The sequence below is a fragment of the Tenacibaculum sp. Ill genome (genome assembly GCF_051938915.1).
Classification (GTDB): Bacteria; Bacteroidota; Bacteroidia; order Flavobacteriales; family Flavobacteriaceae; genus Polaribacter; species Polaribacter larymnensis.
Map to the genome: position 1 here is coordinate 3285801 of NZ_JBPSCW010000002.1, position 18302 is coordinate 3304102.

Annotated in this window: 10 protein-coding genes and 1 tRNA gene; 8 read left to right on the forward strand and 3 right to left on the reverse strand. The window is 32.0% G+C overall.

What is annotated here, in order from left to right; all coding sequences use genetic code 11:
* Positions 1 to 550 precede the first annotated feature (550 nt).
* Genes ACTPNM_RS15500 through ACTPNM_RS15510 form a run of 3 tightly spaced genes read left to right on the forward strand, consistent with a single transcriptional unit; the run spans position 551 to position 10030 of the window.
* The gene (locus tag ACTPNM_RS15500; RefSeq protein ID WP_440122692.1) at positions 551 to 7117 is read left to right on the forward strand and encodes a DUF7507 domain-containing protein; all 6567 of its coding nucleotides are present in this window, start codon (positions 551 to 553) and stop codon (positions 7115 to 7117) included.
* Positions 7118 to 7132: 15 nt separating this feature from the next.
* Positions 7133 to 8068: a PorP/SprF family type IX secretion system membrane protein gene (locus ACTPNM_RS15505; protein ID WP_440122694.1), complete on the forward strand. Its 936-nt coding sequence runs from the start codon at positions 7133 to 7135 to the stop codon at positions 8066 to 8068.
* Positions 8069 to 8080: 12 nt separating this feature from the next.
* Positions 8081 to 10030 carry an OmpA family protein gene (locus ACTPNM_RS15510; RefSeq protein ID WP_440122696.1) on the forward strand — a complete coding sequence of 650 codons (1950 nt, stop codon included), beginning with the start codon at positions 8081 to 8083 and terminating at the stop codon, positions 10028 to 10030.
* A gap of 89 nt (positions 10031 to 10119) precedes the next feature.
* On the opposite strand, the gene cls is transcribed toward ACTPNM_RS15510, so the two are convergent.
* Positions 10120 to 11562, reverse strand: coding sequence for a cardiolipin synthase (gene cls / locus ACTPNM_RS15515; RefSeq protein ID WP_440122698.1), 1443 nt, complete (start codon positions 11560 to 11562; stop codon positions 10120 to 10122).
* A 168-nt stretch (positions 11563 to 11730) separates the two neighbouring features.
* Here cls and ACTPNM_RS15520 point away from each other — a divergent pair, with 168 nt between their 5' ends.
* Positions 11731 to 13092 carry a TlpA family protein disulfide reductase gene (locus tag ACTPNM_RS15520; RefSeq protein ID WP_440122699.1) on the forward strand — a complete coding sequence of 454 codons (1362 nt, stop codon included), beginning with the start codon at positions 11731 to 11733 and terminating at the stop codon, positions 13090 to 13092.
* 79 nt (positions 13093 to 13171) lie between these two features.
* Here ACTPNM_RS15520 and ACTPNM_RS15525 read toward each other — a convergent pair.
* Positions 13172 to 13253: transfer RNA gene (locus ACTPNM_RS15525), tRNA-Leu, on the reverse strand.
* A 101-nt stretch (positions 13254 to 13354) separates the two neighbouring features.
* Between ACTPNM_RS15525 and ACTPNM_RS15530 the strand changes: the two genes are divergently transcribed.
* From ACTPNM_RS15530 to ACTPNM_RS15545, 4 genes are all read left to right on the forward strand, one after another.
* On the forward strand, positions 13355 to 14743 hold the full coding sequence (locus tag ACTPNM_RS15530; RefSeq protein ID WP_440122701.1) for a dipeptidase: 1389 nt from the start codon (positions 13355 to 13357) through the stop codon (positions 14741 to 14743).
* Between the two features lie 129 nt (positions 14744 to 14872).
* A complete protein-coding gene (locus ACTPNM_RS15535; RefSeq protein WP_408028361.1) occupies positions 14873 to 15241 on the forward strand; it encodes a BlaI/MecI/CopY family transcriptional regulator in 369 nt (122 codons plus the stop codon).
* Positions 15241 to 16644, forward strand: a complete 1404-nt coding sequence (locus ACTPNM_RS15540; RefSeq protein ID WP_440122703.1) for a M56 family metallopeptidase — start codon at positions 15241 to 15243, stop codon at positions 16642 to 16644. Before ACTPNM_RS15535 ends, ACTPNM_RS15540 begins: the two co-directional genes overlap by 1 nt.
* 81 nt (positions 16645 to 16725) lie before the next feature.
* Positions 16726 to 17826 carry a DUF4407 domain-containing protein gene (locus ACTPNM_RS15545; RefSeq protein WP_440122705.1) on the forward strand — a complete coding sequence of 367 codons (1101 nt, stop codon included), beginning with the start codon at positions 16726 to 16728 and terminating at the stop codon, positions 17824 to 17826.
* Here ACTPNM_RS15545 and ACTPNM_RS15550 read toward each other — a convergent pair.
* Complete coding sequence (locus tag ACTPNM_RS15550; protein ID WP_274639496.1) at positions 17821 to 18279, reverse strand: Lrp/AsnC family transcriptional regulator; 459 nt, start codon at positions 18277 to 18279, stop codon at positions 17821 to 17823. The genes ACTPNM_RS15545 and ACTPNM_RS15550 overlap by 6 nt on opposite strands.
* Positions 18280 to 18302: the final 23 nt, after the last annotated feature.

Genomic DNA, 18302 nt, shown 5'->3' on the forward strand with positions numbered 1-18302 from the left:
TTTAGAATTTTTTTTATTATATTCACAAAGAATTAATGATTTAAATATTGATTTTATCGCGGCGAATCAATGTTTTTTTTTAAAAAAAAGTACCCTTAAAGTTAAAATACTATTTACTGTCAATATTTATTGACTGTTGGAAACTAAGTAATTCCTTATTTGGTTTTACTGGAACACATTTTAAGTTTTTTTAATTTAAGCTCTATCATTATGATTACTTATCTCTTACCTTACCAAAAAGGTTAGCTGTAATTAACTATTATTTCTCACGAAAATTTTAAATCGACCTACTGCTACTTCAACAACAATGCTGTTGCTTTTTAAACTCCCATTTTTTGGAAGTTTTATAACTTATATCTAATACTCAGTAACTAATTATACCCCCGTAAAATGAACTCTGAATTATTGCTTTGTTAAAAAATTAGCTATTACATCTTACTATTTAGAAGCTATTTTCAACATTATTAAACTAATGTAATGACTGTCTGTGTCCGTAAACCACTATCTAGGACTTGACGGGTTCTTTACAATGTCTAACCAATCAACTATTATGAAAAGAATTACCCAAACGTACTTAACGTTGCAAAAAACTTGCATACAGTTCAAATTCACTTCATTATTTTTCTTGTTCTTGATTCTTACATCCTTTTCTGAAAAAAGAAATTTAAATGATAATATTAATTTCTCTCCGCCAACAACTGTGCCCTGTAACACCGATTCTCCTGTTGCTATTATCTCATCTAACTTTACTGATTTAACTGTAAATGAAGATACTGACGGTCTTTGTTTGTTAGGGTGTGGAATTTCTAATCTCAACAATTTAACAGATTCTGACCTTACAAACTACGCTACTGTATCCACATTATTAGGATTGGGAGTAACCCATACAATTACAGTAACCGATGAAACAACCGATGAATATTTTGAAGCTGGAAGTTATGCTGGTTTTTTAATAGAAAACGGTTCTGTAGCTCAAATAGATTTACTAGGCTCAATCACCATAAGAACTTATCTAAATGGTACCGAACAAGAAACAAATTCTGGAAATTCATTAATAACATTAGACAGTTCTCTACTGAATAATGATCAGTTTTATGTGGGTTTTTATACAACTTTAGATTACGATAGTATTGAAATTTCCGCTACTAGTTTAGCTGGTATTGCATCAAGCACTAATATTTATTATCCTGTTACTAACAGTTTTTGCGTTGGTCCTACTTTAGAGTCCAATACTCCTACTATACTAAACAAAACTGATTTTCCTGCTCGTATTGTTGATGAACGTACTGGAATGGGAGGTCTTTTAAATGTTGGTACTGTTACAAACACCAATTCAGCAATTGATTCAAACAGTAACACATACGCTAGTATTGATTTTACCCTAGGAGTTATAGCTACTGGTAGTATTTCAATAAAAGATGAATTAACAAATTATCCTGCACAAACTTATGTAGGTTTTGATATTGAAAATGCATCTGTTTTAAATCTAGAACTACTTGATGGGATTACCATAACAACTTATTTAGATGGTGTTCAACAAGAAGTTAAAACAGGAAGCTCTGAACTACTATCCGTAGACAGCGGTTTGTTATTTACAGGAACCGAACGCTCTCAAATAGGTTTTGTTACTTCATTACCTTTTGATGAAGTTCAATTATCCATTCAACAGACTCTTTCTTTAGATTTAGGAAGCACTAGAGTTTATGGTCTCATATTAGAAGCTTTTAGTGAGGGTGATTTAAACTGTGACACAGCTACGTTATTAAACAATCCTTCTCAACCTGTAATAATTAATAACACAAACACTGGTGTAAATGGAGTAGCTTGTGTAGCTTGTGAAGTAGATAACGCAACAAATGTTATTAGCGAAAGTGAATCTGGCTTTGCTATGATAAATGTAACTGCTGGTGTTGCAAGTACAGCTTCTATTTCAGTTGAAAATGTTCTAAGTAATTTTCCTTCTGGAAGCTCTGCTGGTTTCGTTATTAGGGATACAAATAACCTTTTACAATTAGATTTATTAAATTCTCTAACTATAACAACGTATTTAGATGGTTCAGTACAAGAAACACAATCTGGAAATAATTTACTAGCTCTTGAAGCTTTAGGTCTAATAAATATAACTCCATCTACAACTAATGGTTTTTATTTAGTAGGGTTTTCTACTTCACTTCAATACGATGAAATTCAGCTTACAGTCAGCTCACTCGCTGCTACTATTAATAGTATTGAGGTTTATGGCAGCTACGTAGACAATTCGATTGAAATATCTGGAAGTACAATAAAAGAAACCTCTATAGGAGCTTCAGATGGAAGTATTTCTTTATCTGTATCTGGAGGAACACCTCCCTACACCTATCTATGGAGTCCTGGAGGCCAAACATCTTCTTCTATTTCTGGTTTAACTCAAGGAAGCTACACCGTAACAGTAACAGACGCTAACGGATGTCAATCTACAGCAGAATATATTATTTTTACTGATGGTGTACAATATCCGATTCCTTGTAATACAGAAAATCCTGTAGCTATAACAAATGATAATTTTACAGACTTAACAGTAGCTGAAAATACTTCTGGACTCTGTGTAGTAGGCTGTGGAATTTCAGACGCTAATAATATTATAGATACCGACCCTTCTAGCTTTGCTTCTATATCAACGCTTGTTGGTCTTGGAGTAACACATACTTTAACAGTAACCGACAATACAGCTGATGAATTTCTTGATCCAGGTGGTTACGCAGGTTTTTTAATAGAAAATACTTCTGTAATTCAAGCTGACCTTTTAGGTGCAATTACCATAACAACTTACCTTGATGGAGTACAACAGGAAACCAATACAAGCACTTCATTACTAGCTTTAGACAGCCCTATTTTAGGAGATGATCAGTTTTATGTTGGCTTTTATACTTCTATGAATTATGATGCTGTTGAAATCTCTATTTCAAGTTTAGCAGGAGTTGCTTCAACAACTAATATTTATGCTGCTGTAACTAATAGATTTTGTGAAGGACCTGAGTTAGCATGTAATACAGCCACCCAACTTACCAAACCAAACTTTCCTGTAAGAGCTGTAGAGGAACACACAGGAAATGGAGGTCTTTTAACACTAGGCAGTGTAAATAACATTAATAATGCTATCGATTCTGACACTTCAAATTATGCTTCTATAAACTTATTAGCAGGTGTAGCAGGCACAGCATCTATAGCCTACAAAAATGAAATTACCGATTATACCGCTAATACTTTTGCTGGTTTTGATATTGAAAACACTACTCTTTTAAACACTCAACTATTTGATGCCATTACCATTACCACATATTTAGACGGAGTACTTGTTGAATCAAAAACAGGAACAACTGAGTTACTTCCTGTATATTCTGGTTTATTATTAACAGGAAGTGAATCTGTACGATTAGGGTTCATAACCACAGCACCTTTTGACGAAGTACAACTTTCTATAACACAAACTCTTTCTTTAGATTTAGGTAGTACCCGAATTTACGGAATGGTACTTCAATCTTTCTGCCCAGGAATAATTAATTGTGATGAACCTTACGTAATATCAAATCCTAGTAGTTCGGTTATTATTAACAACGAAAATACAGGAACCGATGGTGTTGCTTGTATCGCTTGCGAAGTTGACAATGCCGTAAATGTTATATCTGAGGACAATTCTGATTATGCTCTTATAAACATTGTAGCTGGTGTAGCAGGAAGTGCTTCAATTTCAGTTCAAGACGTACTTGTTGATTACCCTGCTGGTACCCAAGCTGGTTTTGTAATTAGAGATACAAATGATTTACTTCAAGCAGACTTATTAAATACACTCACCATCACAACTTATCTTGATGGCGTTCAACAAGAGCAACAAACAGCAAACAACCTACTCGCTCTTGAAGCTCTAGGTTTAGTAAATATTACTCCAACTAGCACAGATAGTTTTTATGTTATAGCTTTTGATACTAGCACTAGTTTTGATGAAATTCAATTAACTGTAAACTCTTTAGTTGCAGCAGTAAACTCAATTGAAGTTTATGGTGGATATATAGATGCTACTAACTCAACTTTTTGTCAACAAGCTGGTATTGCTTTATTAAAAGAAGGTATTTTTAATGACATAGACAGTGATGGATGTGCAAATCCAGGCGAAACAATTACATATACTTATACCGTGACCAATACGGGGAATGTTAGTATTACAAGCGTTGAATTAACAGACCCTATTTCTCCTTCTCCTTTAACATTAGACTCTGGTGATACTGATGGTGATAATGAACTAGATGTTGACGAAACATGGATATATTCGCTAGACTATATTATTACTCAAGACGATATTGACAATGGTTCTATTACTGGTCAAGCTACTGTTACAGGATTGAGTACAGGAGGAACCAATGTGAGTGATTTATCTGATGACAACAGCACACTAGAAGACGATCCAACTGTAGTTAGTTTATGTCAAACCGAAGATATAGCACTGATTAAACAAGGAACAATTAATGATGAAAATGGTGATGGCTGTAGCGATGATGGAGAAACTATAACTTTCATTCTTTCTGTAATAAACACAGGAAACACAACACTAAATTCAGTAGTCGTAATCGATCCTTTAATATCAGTTTCTTACAGTTCGGGAGACACTGACTCAGATAATGAATTAGATGTTGATGAAGTATGGATATACACAGGATCTTACATTATTACTCCACCTGATATAGCAAATACATCTGTCGAAAACCAAGCTACCGTACAAGCAAATACTGTTTCAGGAGGTACAGTAACTGATGTATCAGACGATAATAGTGTTCTAGAGGATGACATAACATCTATTGATTTATGTCAAGCACCAGACATCGCCATTGTTAAGACAGCTACTTTTAACGATGAAAATTTAGATGGATGTAGTAATGTTGGCGAAACTATAACATATACAATGACAGTTACCAACCAAGGAAATACCGGTTTAGTAAATGTAACTGTAAATGACCCTCTACTAGGCGGAGCTATTGCTCTAGATTCAGGAGATTTAAACACCAACAATACACTTGATGTAGGTGAAATTTGGATTTATACTGCTGATTACACCTTAACACAAGTAAATATTGATACTGGATCAATTACTAATCAAGCTACAGCTAGAGGAGAATCATCTCTAGGTGTAATTGTTACAGATTTATCTGATGACAATAGTGTACTTGAAGACGACCAAACACTAACCACACTATGCCAATCCGATAGTATTGCACTTATTAAAACTGCTACTTTTAATGACGAAAATACAGATGGTTGTAGTAACATAGGAGAAACAATAACTTACAATTTCACCCTTACAAACACTGGTAATACCACTATTACGAATGTCGTTCTTACTGACCCAATGCTTGGCGGTACAATTACTCTTGCATCTGGTGACACTGACACTGACAGTCAACTTGATATTAATGAAACTTGGAATTATTCTGCTAGTTACACCATTACTCAAGCTAACATTGATAATGGTTCTGTAAACAACCAAGCAACTGTTACAGGTACAAGTATCAGTGGTAATAATGTAAGTGATTTATCTGATAATGATAGTATACTTGAAGACGATCAAACCCAAACTACACTGTGCCAATCAGATGGTATTGCTCTTATTAAAACTGCCACTTTCAATGATGAAGATACTGATGGTTGTAGTGATGTAGGAGAAACAATAACTTACAGTTTTACGCTTACAAACACTGGTAATACCACTATTACGAATGTTGTTCTTACTGATCCAATGCTAGGTGGTACAGTTACTCTTGCATCTGGTGACACCGACAATGACAATCAACTTGATATTAATGAAACTTGGAATTATTCTGCTAGTTACACCATTACACAATCTAATATTGATAATGGTTCTGTAAACAACCAAGCAACTGTTACAGGTACAAGTATTAGCGGGAATAATGTAAGTGATTTATCTGATAATGATAGTATAGTTGAAGATGATCAAACCCAAACTACATTGTGCCAATCAGATGGTATTGCTCTTATTAAAACTGCTACTTTCAATGATGAAGATACTGATGGTTGTAGTGATGCAGGAGAAACAATAACTTACAGTTTTACGCTTACAAACACTGGTAATACCACTATTACGAATGTGGTACTTACTGACCCAATGCTCGGTGGTACAATTACTCTTGCATCTGGTGACACTGACAATGACAATCAACTTGATATTAATGAAACTTGGAATTATTCTGCTAATTACACCATTACTCAATCTGATATTGATAATGGTTCAGTTAATAATCAAGCTAGTGCTACAGGTACAAGTGTTGGTGGTAACAATGTAAGTGATTTATCTGACGACAACAGTATTCTTGAAGACGATCAAACCCAAACTACATTGTGTCAACCTAATAATAGTATTTCTCTTGAAAAAGTAAGCACTTTTAATGATGCTAATGGAAATGGATATGCTGATGTTGGAGAAACCATAACATATAGTTTTATCATATACAATACCGGAGATTCAGTTTTATATAATATTACTTTACAAGATAACTTACCTGGAATTACAATTAACGGTAGCACCATCTCTCAACTATTGCCTGGTGAAGTAGATAACACAACCTTTACTGCCATTTATGTTATAACTGAGCAAGACTTAACAAACGAATCCGTTACTAATCAAGCGTTGGTTACAGCAGAAGATTCTTCAGGAGGCTCTGTAACTGATACTTCTGACGACCCAAATAATTTAGATGATATTGATATTGACAATGATGGTGATCCTGATGACCCTACAATAACGGATTTACCTGTTGAAGAAATTGCTTTTGAAATTTTTAATGCTGTTTCTCCTGATGATGACGGAGCTAATGATTTCTTCCGTATTAATGGTATTGAAAATTACCCTAACAACAACCTGAAGGTTTTTAATAGATGGGGGGTTTTAGTTTATCAAACTGATGCTTATGGAGTTAACGGAAACTTATTTAGAGGAATCTCTGAAGGGCGTGCAACAGTTAGTAAAGACCAAAAACTACCTACAGGTACGTATTTCTATATACTAACACGATGGAACTCTGACCAAGAAGCTATGACTAACAAAGGATATTTATATCTAAAAAGAAACTAAAAACCACTAAACCTAATGAAACATTATTCTATATTACTATTAATAATTATTAGTGTAAATGTGTGTTTTTCTCAACAAGACCCACAGTATACACAATACATGTATAACACTCAAGTTGTAAACCCAGGTTATATTGGTTCAAAAAATGCTCTTGGTTTAGGTTTACTATACAGAACACAATGGGCTGGATTTGAAGGTGCTCCAAATACAGGGACTTTTACTTTTAATATGCCTTTAGGTACCTTAAAACGAAACGCAATAGGACTTTCTATTATTAATGATGAAATAGGTCCTTCTAACGAAACAGGTATTACAATAGATTATGCCTACTCCTTAATTTTATCAGGCCGCTCAAGAATATCTTTCGGGATTAAGGGAGGACTAAGTATACTTGATGTAGACTACTCTAAACTAAACATATATGATGATAACGATTGGCAATTTGCAGAAAATATTGATAAAAAAGTGCAACCTCAAATAGGCGCAGGTATTTACTATAATAATGACAGGCTCTACCTAGGATTATCAGTACCTAACTTTTTCAATTCCAAACATTATAATTCAGACAGTGCTAATAACAGTAATGAAGATGCTATAGCTATAGAGCGTTTACACTACTTCTTAATAGCTGGTTATGTTTTTGATATTAGTGAAAACCTAAAACTTAAACCTGCAACTATGTTTAAATGGGTTAATGGATCCCCTTTACAAGCTGATTTATCTGCAAATTTTCTATTCAATAATAAATTTACCCTTGGAGCCTCTTATCGATGGGACGCTGCAATTAGCGCCATGGCAGGATTTCAAATAACTAATCAGTTATTCTTAGGAATGGGTTATGACTTTCAAACTACCGATATTGAAGATCACAGTAATGGTTCATACGAATTCTTCTTAACGTTTGATATTTTCAATAATCCTGAACGCATACTAACACCAAGATTCTTCTAAAATTTTAATACCATGAAAAAGCATTATTTAATTTTTTACTTTTTATTTGCCTTTATAAGCTCTGCTACTTTTGCTCAAATAGCACTGGTTGAAAAGGCAAACACTAAGTATAACACCTACGACTTTATAGACGCTAGAAAAATCTATTTAAAAGTTGTTGAAAAAAACTACGGATCAGCCGAAATTTACAGAAAGCTGGGAAACACATACTATTTTAACAGTGATTATTCAAAAGCTGCAAAATGGTATTACAATTTAATAGACAGGTTTCCAAACGAAGCCCTTACTATTGATTATTTTAGAGCTGCACAATGTTTAAAAAGTATTAACCAACCTGAAGAAGCTGAAAAACTCATGGAAATATATAGATTTAAAGGAGGCAAAATTACTTCTTTAGATTCTTATAAAAATGTTGCTGACACTTTATTTAAAAAAGGGGTACATGACAAACTTTTTGAAATAGAAAAAATTCCTATTAATACAGAATATTCTGATTTTGGACCAGCTTTTTATGGTGACAATATTGTCTTTGCTTCAAGTAGAAAAAATCCATCTTTATCAAAAGAACAAACCGATGAGCTTGCAGGGTGGGATGAACAACCTTTCTTAAACTTATATCAGGTATCATTAGATAAAGACATGAATTTTGGAAAAGTAAAAGCTTTTAACAAAAATGTTAACTCTCCTTATCATGAGTCTACTGCTGTTTTTACAAAAGACGGAAATACAATGTATTTTACTAGAAACAACTACTTAAATGGTAAAAAGAAAAGAGATAGAGACCATGTAGTTAGACTCAAAATATACAAAGCTACCAGAAATGGAAATTCTTGGGAAAACATACAAGAACTTCCTTTTAATAGTGATAACTATTCTGTTGGACACCCAACTCTTAGTCCTGACGAAGATAAACTCTACTTTTCTTCTGACATGCCCGGTAGCTTGGGAATGTCTGATATTTGGTATGTAAAAATCTTAGGTGAAGATATTTATACAAGTCCTGTAAATCTTGGAAACAAAATTAACACAGCTGAAAGAGAAACATTCCCTTTTGTAAGTGATGAAAACAACCTATATTTCTCAAGTGATGGGCATTCAGGTATGGGAGGTTTAGACATTTTTGTAACAAACCTAGAAGAAAACTCTCATGGAGAAGTTTCTACTTTTGGAGACCCCATAAACAGTCCAAAAGACGATTTCGGCTTCATTATAAAAGAAGATAGAATAGGATATTTTACATCTAATCGTGATGGTAAAGAAGGAAGCAAGAGCGACGATATTTATCAAATTTGGGAACGTTGTGAAATTACAATTCAAGGACCTGTAATGGATAAAAATACTGGCGAATTAATTCCAAATGCAGAAGTTACTTTAATTGATAGTAACAATAAAGAAGTAAAAACAGTTACTGTTGGTAATGATGCTACTTTTACTTTTCTATTAGACTGTCAAGAACAGTATACTTTGAGGGCAAAGAAAGAAAAGTATCATCCAAAAGAAAAGGTTATAGAAACTCCTAACAATCCTAAAACTATAAAAATGCCAATTAAGCTAAACATGCCTTTAGCTTTAGAACTCTCTGACCCGTGTCCTCCAAATGATTTAGGTTGTAGATTAACGTTACAACCTATCTATTTTGATTATGACAAATCTAATATTCGTCCTGATGCAGAAATTGAATTAGCTAAAATTCTGGCCGCATTAAAAGAGTATCCTACTTTAAAAATTCATATTGAATCGCATACTGACTCTAGAGGTAATGATTTATACAATTCAAGATTATCTGAAAATAGAGCACAAGCTACTTTAGACTGGTTTCTTAAAAAAGGAATTGATATAACCAGGTTAACTGCAAAAGGATATGGAGAATCGGAACTTATTAACAAATGTAATAACCAAACTACGTGTAGTGAAGACGAACATCAGCTAAATCGTAGATCCATGTTTATAATTAAAGAATAAAATAATTTAAGAAAGCTCTTTTTGTTGAATATACAGCAGTAAAACTTCTTATCCTTGAGAAGTTTTACTGCTATTTTTATTAAGTTTTACTATAAAATAGGAGCTAACAATCTAGCTACTCTTTCTGTAAAACGTATTAAAACAGGTCTATTATTCCATTGATTTAATTCTATTTTTTCACTATCCTTTAAGTCTTCCAAGAAAGCTTTTTTCAACTGACTCGCAAAATCTTTGTCATAAATCAACGCGTTAATTTCAAAGTTTAAATCAAAACTACGTTCATCTAAATTTGCTGTCCCTACAGAACAAACTAACTCATCAAATACCATAGTTTTTGCGTGTACAAATCCTTTTTTATATCTATACACCTCCACTCCTATCTCTAAAACTTCTTTATAAAAAGAATTTGATACTCCGTTTACTAATTTCGAATCTGAAATACTTGGTACCAATAACTTTATAGAAACCCCACTTAAACTAGCTATTTTAAGAGCATCTAAAAAAGAAGCTCTAGGCACAAAGTACGGAGTAGTAATTAATATTTCTTTTTTTGATAACAATATTGCTTGAATAAGTGCATACATAATATCTGGGTGATCAGAATCAGGTCCGCTTGAAATTACCTGTACCAATTGTTTATCCTCACTTTCTTTTTCTTGGTTTCCTACAGGAAAAAGTTCTTCTTCAACAATAACGTTTTGATCAGCACAAAAATTCCAATCTGCTAAAAAAACTCGTTGTAAGTTTAAAACAGCAAGCCCTTCAATTTTTATATGTGTATCTCTCCAGTAACAATTAAATTTATTAGGATTGATATATCTTTCAGAAACATTAACACCTCCTACAAAACCAACTTTACCATCTATAACAATAATTTTTCTATGATTTCGGTAATTAATTCTATTAGCTAACAATAACCATTTAATTTTGTAAAAAGGATATGCCTCCACTCCACTATCAATCAATGATTTTACAAACGATTTTCGAATATCCTTACTTCCAAAATCGTCGTAAATAAAACGCACTTTAACTCCTTGTTTAGCCTTCTCTTTTAAAACCTTTCCTATTTCATTTCCTATAGTATCATTTTGATAAATATAATACTCAATATGAATATGGTTTTTAGCAGCTTTTAAAGCTTCAATAACTTCAGGAAATTTACGTTCTCCATTTAAAAGTAAACTAACTTTATTATTATTTGTTAAAACATTTTCTTTGTGTATAAACTTAGTTAGGTTATAAAAATGCCCTAAATGACTTTTGGAAGTTGATAACGTTGTTTCAGTATAGTTTTTGAGTTTTTCTTTAAGCTCAAAGAAAATACTCTTATCTACTTCAAGCTTTTTATTGTAAAGTTTATAAGTTCTATGATTTATTCCTACTGTTAAATAAATGATAATACCTCCTACAGGAAACAGAATCAGCAAAAACAAATAAGCTATCGCTTTAGGTGGTGTTGAAGTATTAATAATAATAACAGCAACTGTAGCAATAATAGCTATATATAAAATTATAAGTAGTGTAGTTATCAAAATAAAAGTATCTTTTTTATGCTAAAGATATTTAAAATATTAACATCCAATACTTAGTCATAAAAAAAACTAACATATTAACTATCAAACACCAACCGAAGAGACAATCGAATATTTTTTATACTTTTATTACGAAAAAAAGTTAAAAACTTTAAATAAAATTACACTATGAAAAAACTACTTTTCGGTATTTTAATTACCCTTATTGTTTCTTGTAACAAATCAAAACATGTTAACTACACATTGTTTACAGGAACTATTAAAAACGCTAATAGTAAAAGTTTAACAATTAAAAACAGTTCCAATGAAATTGTTCGAGAAATTAAAGTTTCTGAGAATGGAACTTTCTCCGACACTATTTTTAACACCAATGGATATTATAAATTTAGTGACGGAAAAGAATCTTCATCTATGTTTTTAAAAGATGGTTATGACCTTCGTCTAAATATGGACGCAAAAGAGTTTGACGAAAGTATTATATATAATGGTAAAGGTAGTGATGTCAATAATTTTATAGCTCAAAAATTTTTAATTAAAGAAAAAACAGGAACAACTCCAGAACTTTATTCTTTAAATGAAGAGGCTTACTTAGCTAAAATGGACGAACAAAAAAACACCTTAGAAAAATCTTTAGCAAACTTACCTCCTGATTTTGTAGAACAAGAAAAAGCAAATATAAAGTACGAATATATTGACCATGTAATAAAATACCAACCTGCTCATGGTTATTTTACAAAAAATAAAAATTTTAAAGTTTCTGAATCTTTTCCTAATGTTCTAAAAGGTTTAGACCTCAATAATGAAGAGCATTATAAATTATTCAATACCTACAAAGGTATAGTAGGCTATAACTTTTCCACTTCAGCTAGAGAAAAATCTGAAAAAGAAAACATTTCATTTGAAACCGCAGCTTTACAACTAATTAAAGAATCAAAAAGTAAAGTTATTAGCAATAATTTACTTGCTAATTTATCTCGTCAAGTATCTGTGAGCAATCCAAATGCAGAAGAACTGTACAATGGAATCATAGAACTTTCTACAGATGAAACTTTAAAAGAACAATTAACAAAACAGTTTAATAAAATTCAAAAATTAACAAAAGGAAAAATATCTCCAATATTTGTAGACTATGAAAACAATACAGGTGGAGCAACCTCCTTAACTGACTTAAAAGGAAAATATGTATATATTGACATATGGGCCACTTGGTGCCAACCATGTAAAGCAGAAATTCCTTTTTTAAAAGAAGTAGAAAAGAAATATCATGATAAGAATATTGAATTTGTGAGTATTTCTATTGATACAGAAAAAGATCATGATGCATGGAAACAAATGATTAGAGACAAACAATTAACGGGAGTTCAATTAATGGCAGACAATAACTGGAACTCAAAATTTATCACTGAATATGGAGTACAAGGAATTCCTCATTTTATTCTAATCGATCCTTCTGGTAAAATTGTAAGTTCTTACGCTCCTAGACCTTCTGATAAAAAATTAATCGAGTTATTTGATGAGCTAAAAATCTAATTACCGATCAACTAAAAAACAAAATTTCAATACCAAAAAAAACCTTAACTCTTTACGAATTAAGGTTTTGTTTTTTTAGTACGGGCGGAGAGACTCGAACTCTCACACCTCACGGCACTAGATCCTAAGTCTAGCGTGTCTACCAATTCCACCACGCCCGCGTACTTTTGAAATTGTGGATGCAAATATAAACAATACTTGTAAACTACAAAGAAGAAGTATACTATTTTTCTTATTTTTGATGCTAATTAATATACAACACATGCAAAACGTAAAAGATTACATAGCTCAACATAAAGATCGTTTTATTAATGAGCTTATCGATTTATTAAAAATTCCGTCAGTAAGTGCTGATCCAGCATACAATCAAGATGTATTAAATACTGCTGATACCATTAAAGAAAGTTTAGAAAAAGCTGGATGTGATAAAGTAGAGATTTGCGAAACTCCTGGATACCCTATCGTATATGGAGAAAAAATAATAGACCCAAACTTACCTACCGTATTAGTTTATGGTCATTATGATGTACAACCTGCAGACCCTATCGATTTATGGACTTCTCCTCCTTTCGAACCAGTTATTAAAAAAACAGATATACACCCTGAAGGAGCTATTTTTGCTCGTGGTGCTTGTGATGACAAAGGTCAAATGTACATGCATGTAAAAGCATTAGAATATATGACACATACAGGAAACTTACCTTGTAATGTGAAATTTATGATTGAAGGTGAAGAAGAAGTTGGTTCTGAAAGCTTAGCATGGTTTGTTCCTAGAAACAAAGAAAAACTTGCCAACGATGTAATTTTAATTTCAGATACAGGAATGATTGCTAATGACATTCCTTCTATTACCACTGGTTTACGTGGGTTAAGCTATGTAGAAGTTGAAGTAACGGGACCTAATAGAGATTTACACTCTGGTTTATATGGAGGTGCTGTAGCAAACCCTATTAACATTCTAACACAAATGATTGCTTCATTACACGATGAAAACAATCATATTACTATTCCTGGATTTTATGATAAAGTTGAGGAATTATCTCGTGAAGAGCGTGATGAAATGGCAAAAGCTCCATTCTCATTAGAAGACTATAAAGCCGCTTTAGATATTAACGATGTTCATGGAGAAGCTGGTTATACCACTAACGAACGTAACTCAATTCGTCCTACTTTAGATGTAAACGGAATTTGGGGTGGATATACTGGTGAAGGAGCCAAAACAGTAATTGCCTCTAAAGCATACGCAAAAATTTCAATGCGTTTGGTACCAGGACAAGAATGGCAAGAAATTACTGAATTATTCAAAAAACATTTTGAGAGCATTGCTCCAAAATCGGTTAAAGTAGTAGTAAAACCACATCATGGAGGTCAAGGATATGTAACTCCGATTGATAATACTGGATATCAAGCAGCAAGTAAAGCCTACCAAGAAACGTTTGGAGTTACTCCAATTCCACAACGAAGTGGTGGAAGTATTCCTATTGTTGCTTTATTTGAACAGGAATTAAAGAGTAAAACTATTTTAATGGGATTCGGATTAAACTCAGATGCAATTCACTCACCAAACGAGCATTTTGGAGTATGGAATTACCTTAAAGGAATTGAAACCATTCCATATTTCTATCAATATTTTACTGAGTTATCAAAATAATTCTATCTCAATAACATCAACAAAATAGCCTTGAAACTCATTCAAGGCTATTTTTTTTGCTTTATTTTTTAACTCTACACTTGTAGAATTAAAATTTATTTCTACATTTGTAGAGTTAATTTTATAGAAATGCAACTATCAAAAACTGAAGAACAAGTAATGCAGTATTTATGGAAATTGAAAAAAGCTTTTATGAAAGATCTTTTAGCTGAATTTCCCGAACCGAAACCTGCAACAACCACAGTTGCTACCTTATTAAAAAGGATGAAGGACAAAGGTTTTGTAGATTATAAACTATACGGAAAATCAAGAGAGTATTTTCCTTTGGTTAAAAAGTCAGACTATTTTTCCAAGCATGTAAACGGATTGATTAAAAACTTCTTTAACAACTCTGCGAGTCAATTTGCTTCTTTCTTTACTGAAAAAACAGATTTATCAGTTTCTGAACTAGAAGATTTAAAAAAGATTATTGATCAGCAAATTAAAAAGCAACAATAATGGTAACTTATTTAATAAAATCAGGACTTTGTTTAGCTTTATTGCTTGCCTTTTATCATTTGATACTAGAGCGAGAAAAAATGCATCAATTCAACCGATTTTATTTACTAGGCAGTGTATTGTTTTCGTTTGTAGCTCCTTTTTATAAAATATATATAGAAACTGTTTCGAATACTGTAGGAGCAACAGCTTCCTTAATTACAGATTCAACTATGAATGCAAATACCGTTGAAGAAATTAACTACACACAATATCTATTTGTTGGATATGCAATTATAGCAATCATTTTATTAATCCGTTTTACAAAAAACTTGTTTGACATCTTTTTAAAAATAAAACGACATCAAAAAATTAAAAAGGGAAAAACTATGCTTGTTTTAGTAGATGATGCTATTAGTCCACACACTTTCTGGAATTATATTTTTATTAATAAAAAAGAATACAATTCAAACAAAATTGAAACTGAACTCTATACACACGAATTAACACATGCATTGCAAAAGCACACATTTGATATCTTATTAATTGAACTTTTACAAATTATTTTTTGGATTAATCCAGCATTTATATTCCTTAAAAAAGCAATCAAATTAAATCATGAGTTTTTAGCAGACAACAAAGTGATCACTACACATAAAAACACTACTGAGTATCAATATTTACTATTAAATAGAGCTACTTGGAACGACGAATATTACTTGGCCAGTAATTTGAATTATTTATTAACTAAAAAAAGATTATTAATGATGACAAAACAAAGTTCTCGTACCAAAATTTTGCTTAAAAAACTGGCGGTAATACCAGTACTAGCAGGATTCACTTTTCTCTTTGCTGAAAGAGTTGAAGCACAAAAAAAAGATACTGACAAAGCTCCTGTATCTATACAAGTAAAAAATAGTGCCAAAAATTTAAAAGGAGAATCTTCTAAAGGAACATTAGTGGTATACACTTATGAAGATGGAAGTACAATACAAAAAAAATATGATGACCTTACCTTAGAGGAAAGAAAGCAACTTCCCCCACCTCCTCCACCTAAGAAAAGAGTTTATAGGAGAACTCCACCAACTCCAAATTCTCCAGTAGTTAGGATGGGAGAAGAATCAAACATACCACCACCTCCTACTAGAGTAAAAAAAGGTGATGTTTCACGTATTCCTCCTCCACCTCCTCATATTAGAGTTAAAAAAGGAATGAGAACACCTCCAGAACCAATCTCTCCTTTGGAATATATCAAAAAACACAAAGACAATAACTCTGAATATTACTACAACGGTAAGAAAATAAGTTACAAAAAAACTATAAAACTTTTAGAATCTGACAACTCAATAAATTTACATAATTGGAATAAAAATGGTAAAGCTGTTTTTAAACTTTCAGACAAACCGATAACTATAAAAAACTAATTTTGTTAAAAGCCTCTTAAATGAGGCTTTTTTTTGTAACAAAACCCTAAATCACTCGTTATTAAACTATAAGCTTACTTTATGTTAAAACGTTTTTTCCTTCTTTGTTCTGGAGCTGATTTAGATTTGCTAGAAAAATGTGCTAATGGAGAGCAAAACAAATATGCAGGTATCGGTGCTACTGTTTTCTTTACTGCTCTGATGGCAACTATTGCTTCTGCTTACGCTTTGTACACTGTTTTTGACAATATATATACATCCGTTTTCTTCGGGATCATTTGGGGACTGCTCATTTTTAATTTAGATCGATTTATTGTTTCAACCATAAAAAAAAGAGAGTCAAAACGAAAAGAAATTATACAAGTACTTCCTAGGTTATTACTTGCAATGATTATCGCTGTGGTAATTTCTAAACCTTTAGAGTTAAAGATTTTTGAAAAGGAAATCAACCAAGTATTGTTGACTGAGAAAAACCAGATGACACTTGACAATAAAACACAAATTGCACAACAATACGCTCCTGAAATAGAAAAAATCAATTCAGAAATTACCGCTTTAAAAAACGAAATTACCACTAAAGAAAATAAAGTTAATACTTTATACGAGACCTACATTGCCGAAGCAGAAGGAAGAAAAGGAACAAAACTCATCGGTAAAGGTCCTGTTTATAAAGAAAAGAGAGACAAGCATGATAAAGCTTTACAGGAATTAACTCAATTAAAAGCTAATAATTCTGGAAAGATAAAAGCCAAAGAAGAGGCTATTAGTAATTTAACTCAGTTACAAAAAGAAACTGAAAGTGAAACACAGCCTATTATCTCTAACTTTGATGGATTAATGGCTCGTGTTAATGCTTTAAACAAATTGCCTTGGCTACCTTCTTTTTTCATTTTCCTTTTATTTTTAGCTATAGAAACAGCTCCTATTTTTGCAAAACTCATCAGTTCAAAAAGCGAGTACGATTACAAATTAGAAAATCATGAATCACAAGTAAAAACCTGGATTCTACAACAAGTACATCAAAGAGAAGCTATTTTACAAACTGATATAGATCTCAACAACAAAGTATATTCTGATTTGAAAACAGAAGAAGAACTATACAACTACAAACAAAAAATGGCTCGTAACCTTATGAAGCTACAAGCAGATTCTTTTTATAAAAATCAACAGGATATATTATAACGCAATAGCTATTGAATTTTTAACTTCACCAATCGTAAAAACACTTCGAGTATTCCCAACATGTTTTAACGCAGTAAGTTTATTTACTATAAAATCTCGATAAGCATCCATATCCTTCACATAAACCTTTAAAATATAATCGTAGTCTCCACTTACATGAAAACATTCTGTTACTTCTTCTAACCTATTAACTTCCTTTTCAAAAACTGCTATATGATCTTTATTATGTTTCTCTAACTGAACATGACAAAAAACTAAAAATGACTTTTCAATTTTGTTTTTATTCACCAAAGCAACATATTGCTTAATAACCTTTTCTTTTTCTAACTTTTTTATGCGCTCATAAACCGCAGTTACAGACAATCCTAACTGTAAAGACAGTTGTTTTGTCGTTTGCTTACTATCTGTTTGAAGTAACCCCAGTAACTTCTTATCTATCTTATCTAATTTCATCTGAAAAAAAATCTACATTTATT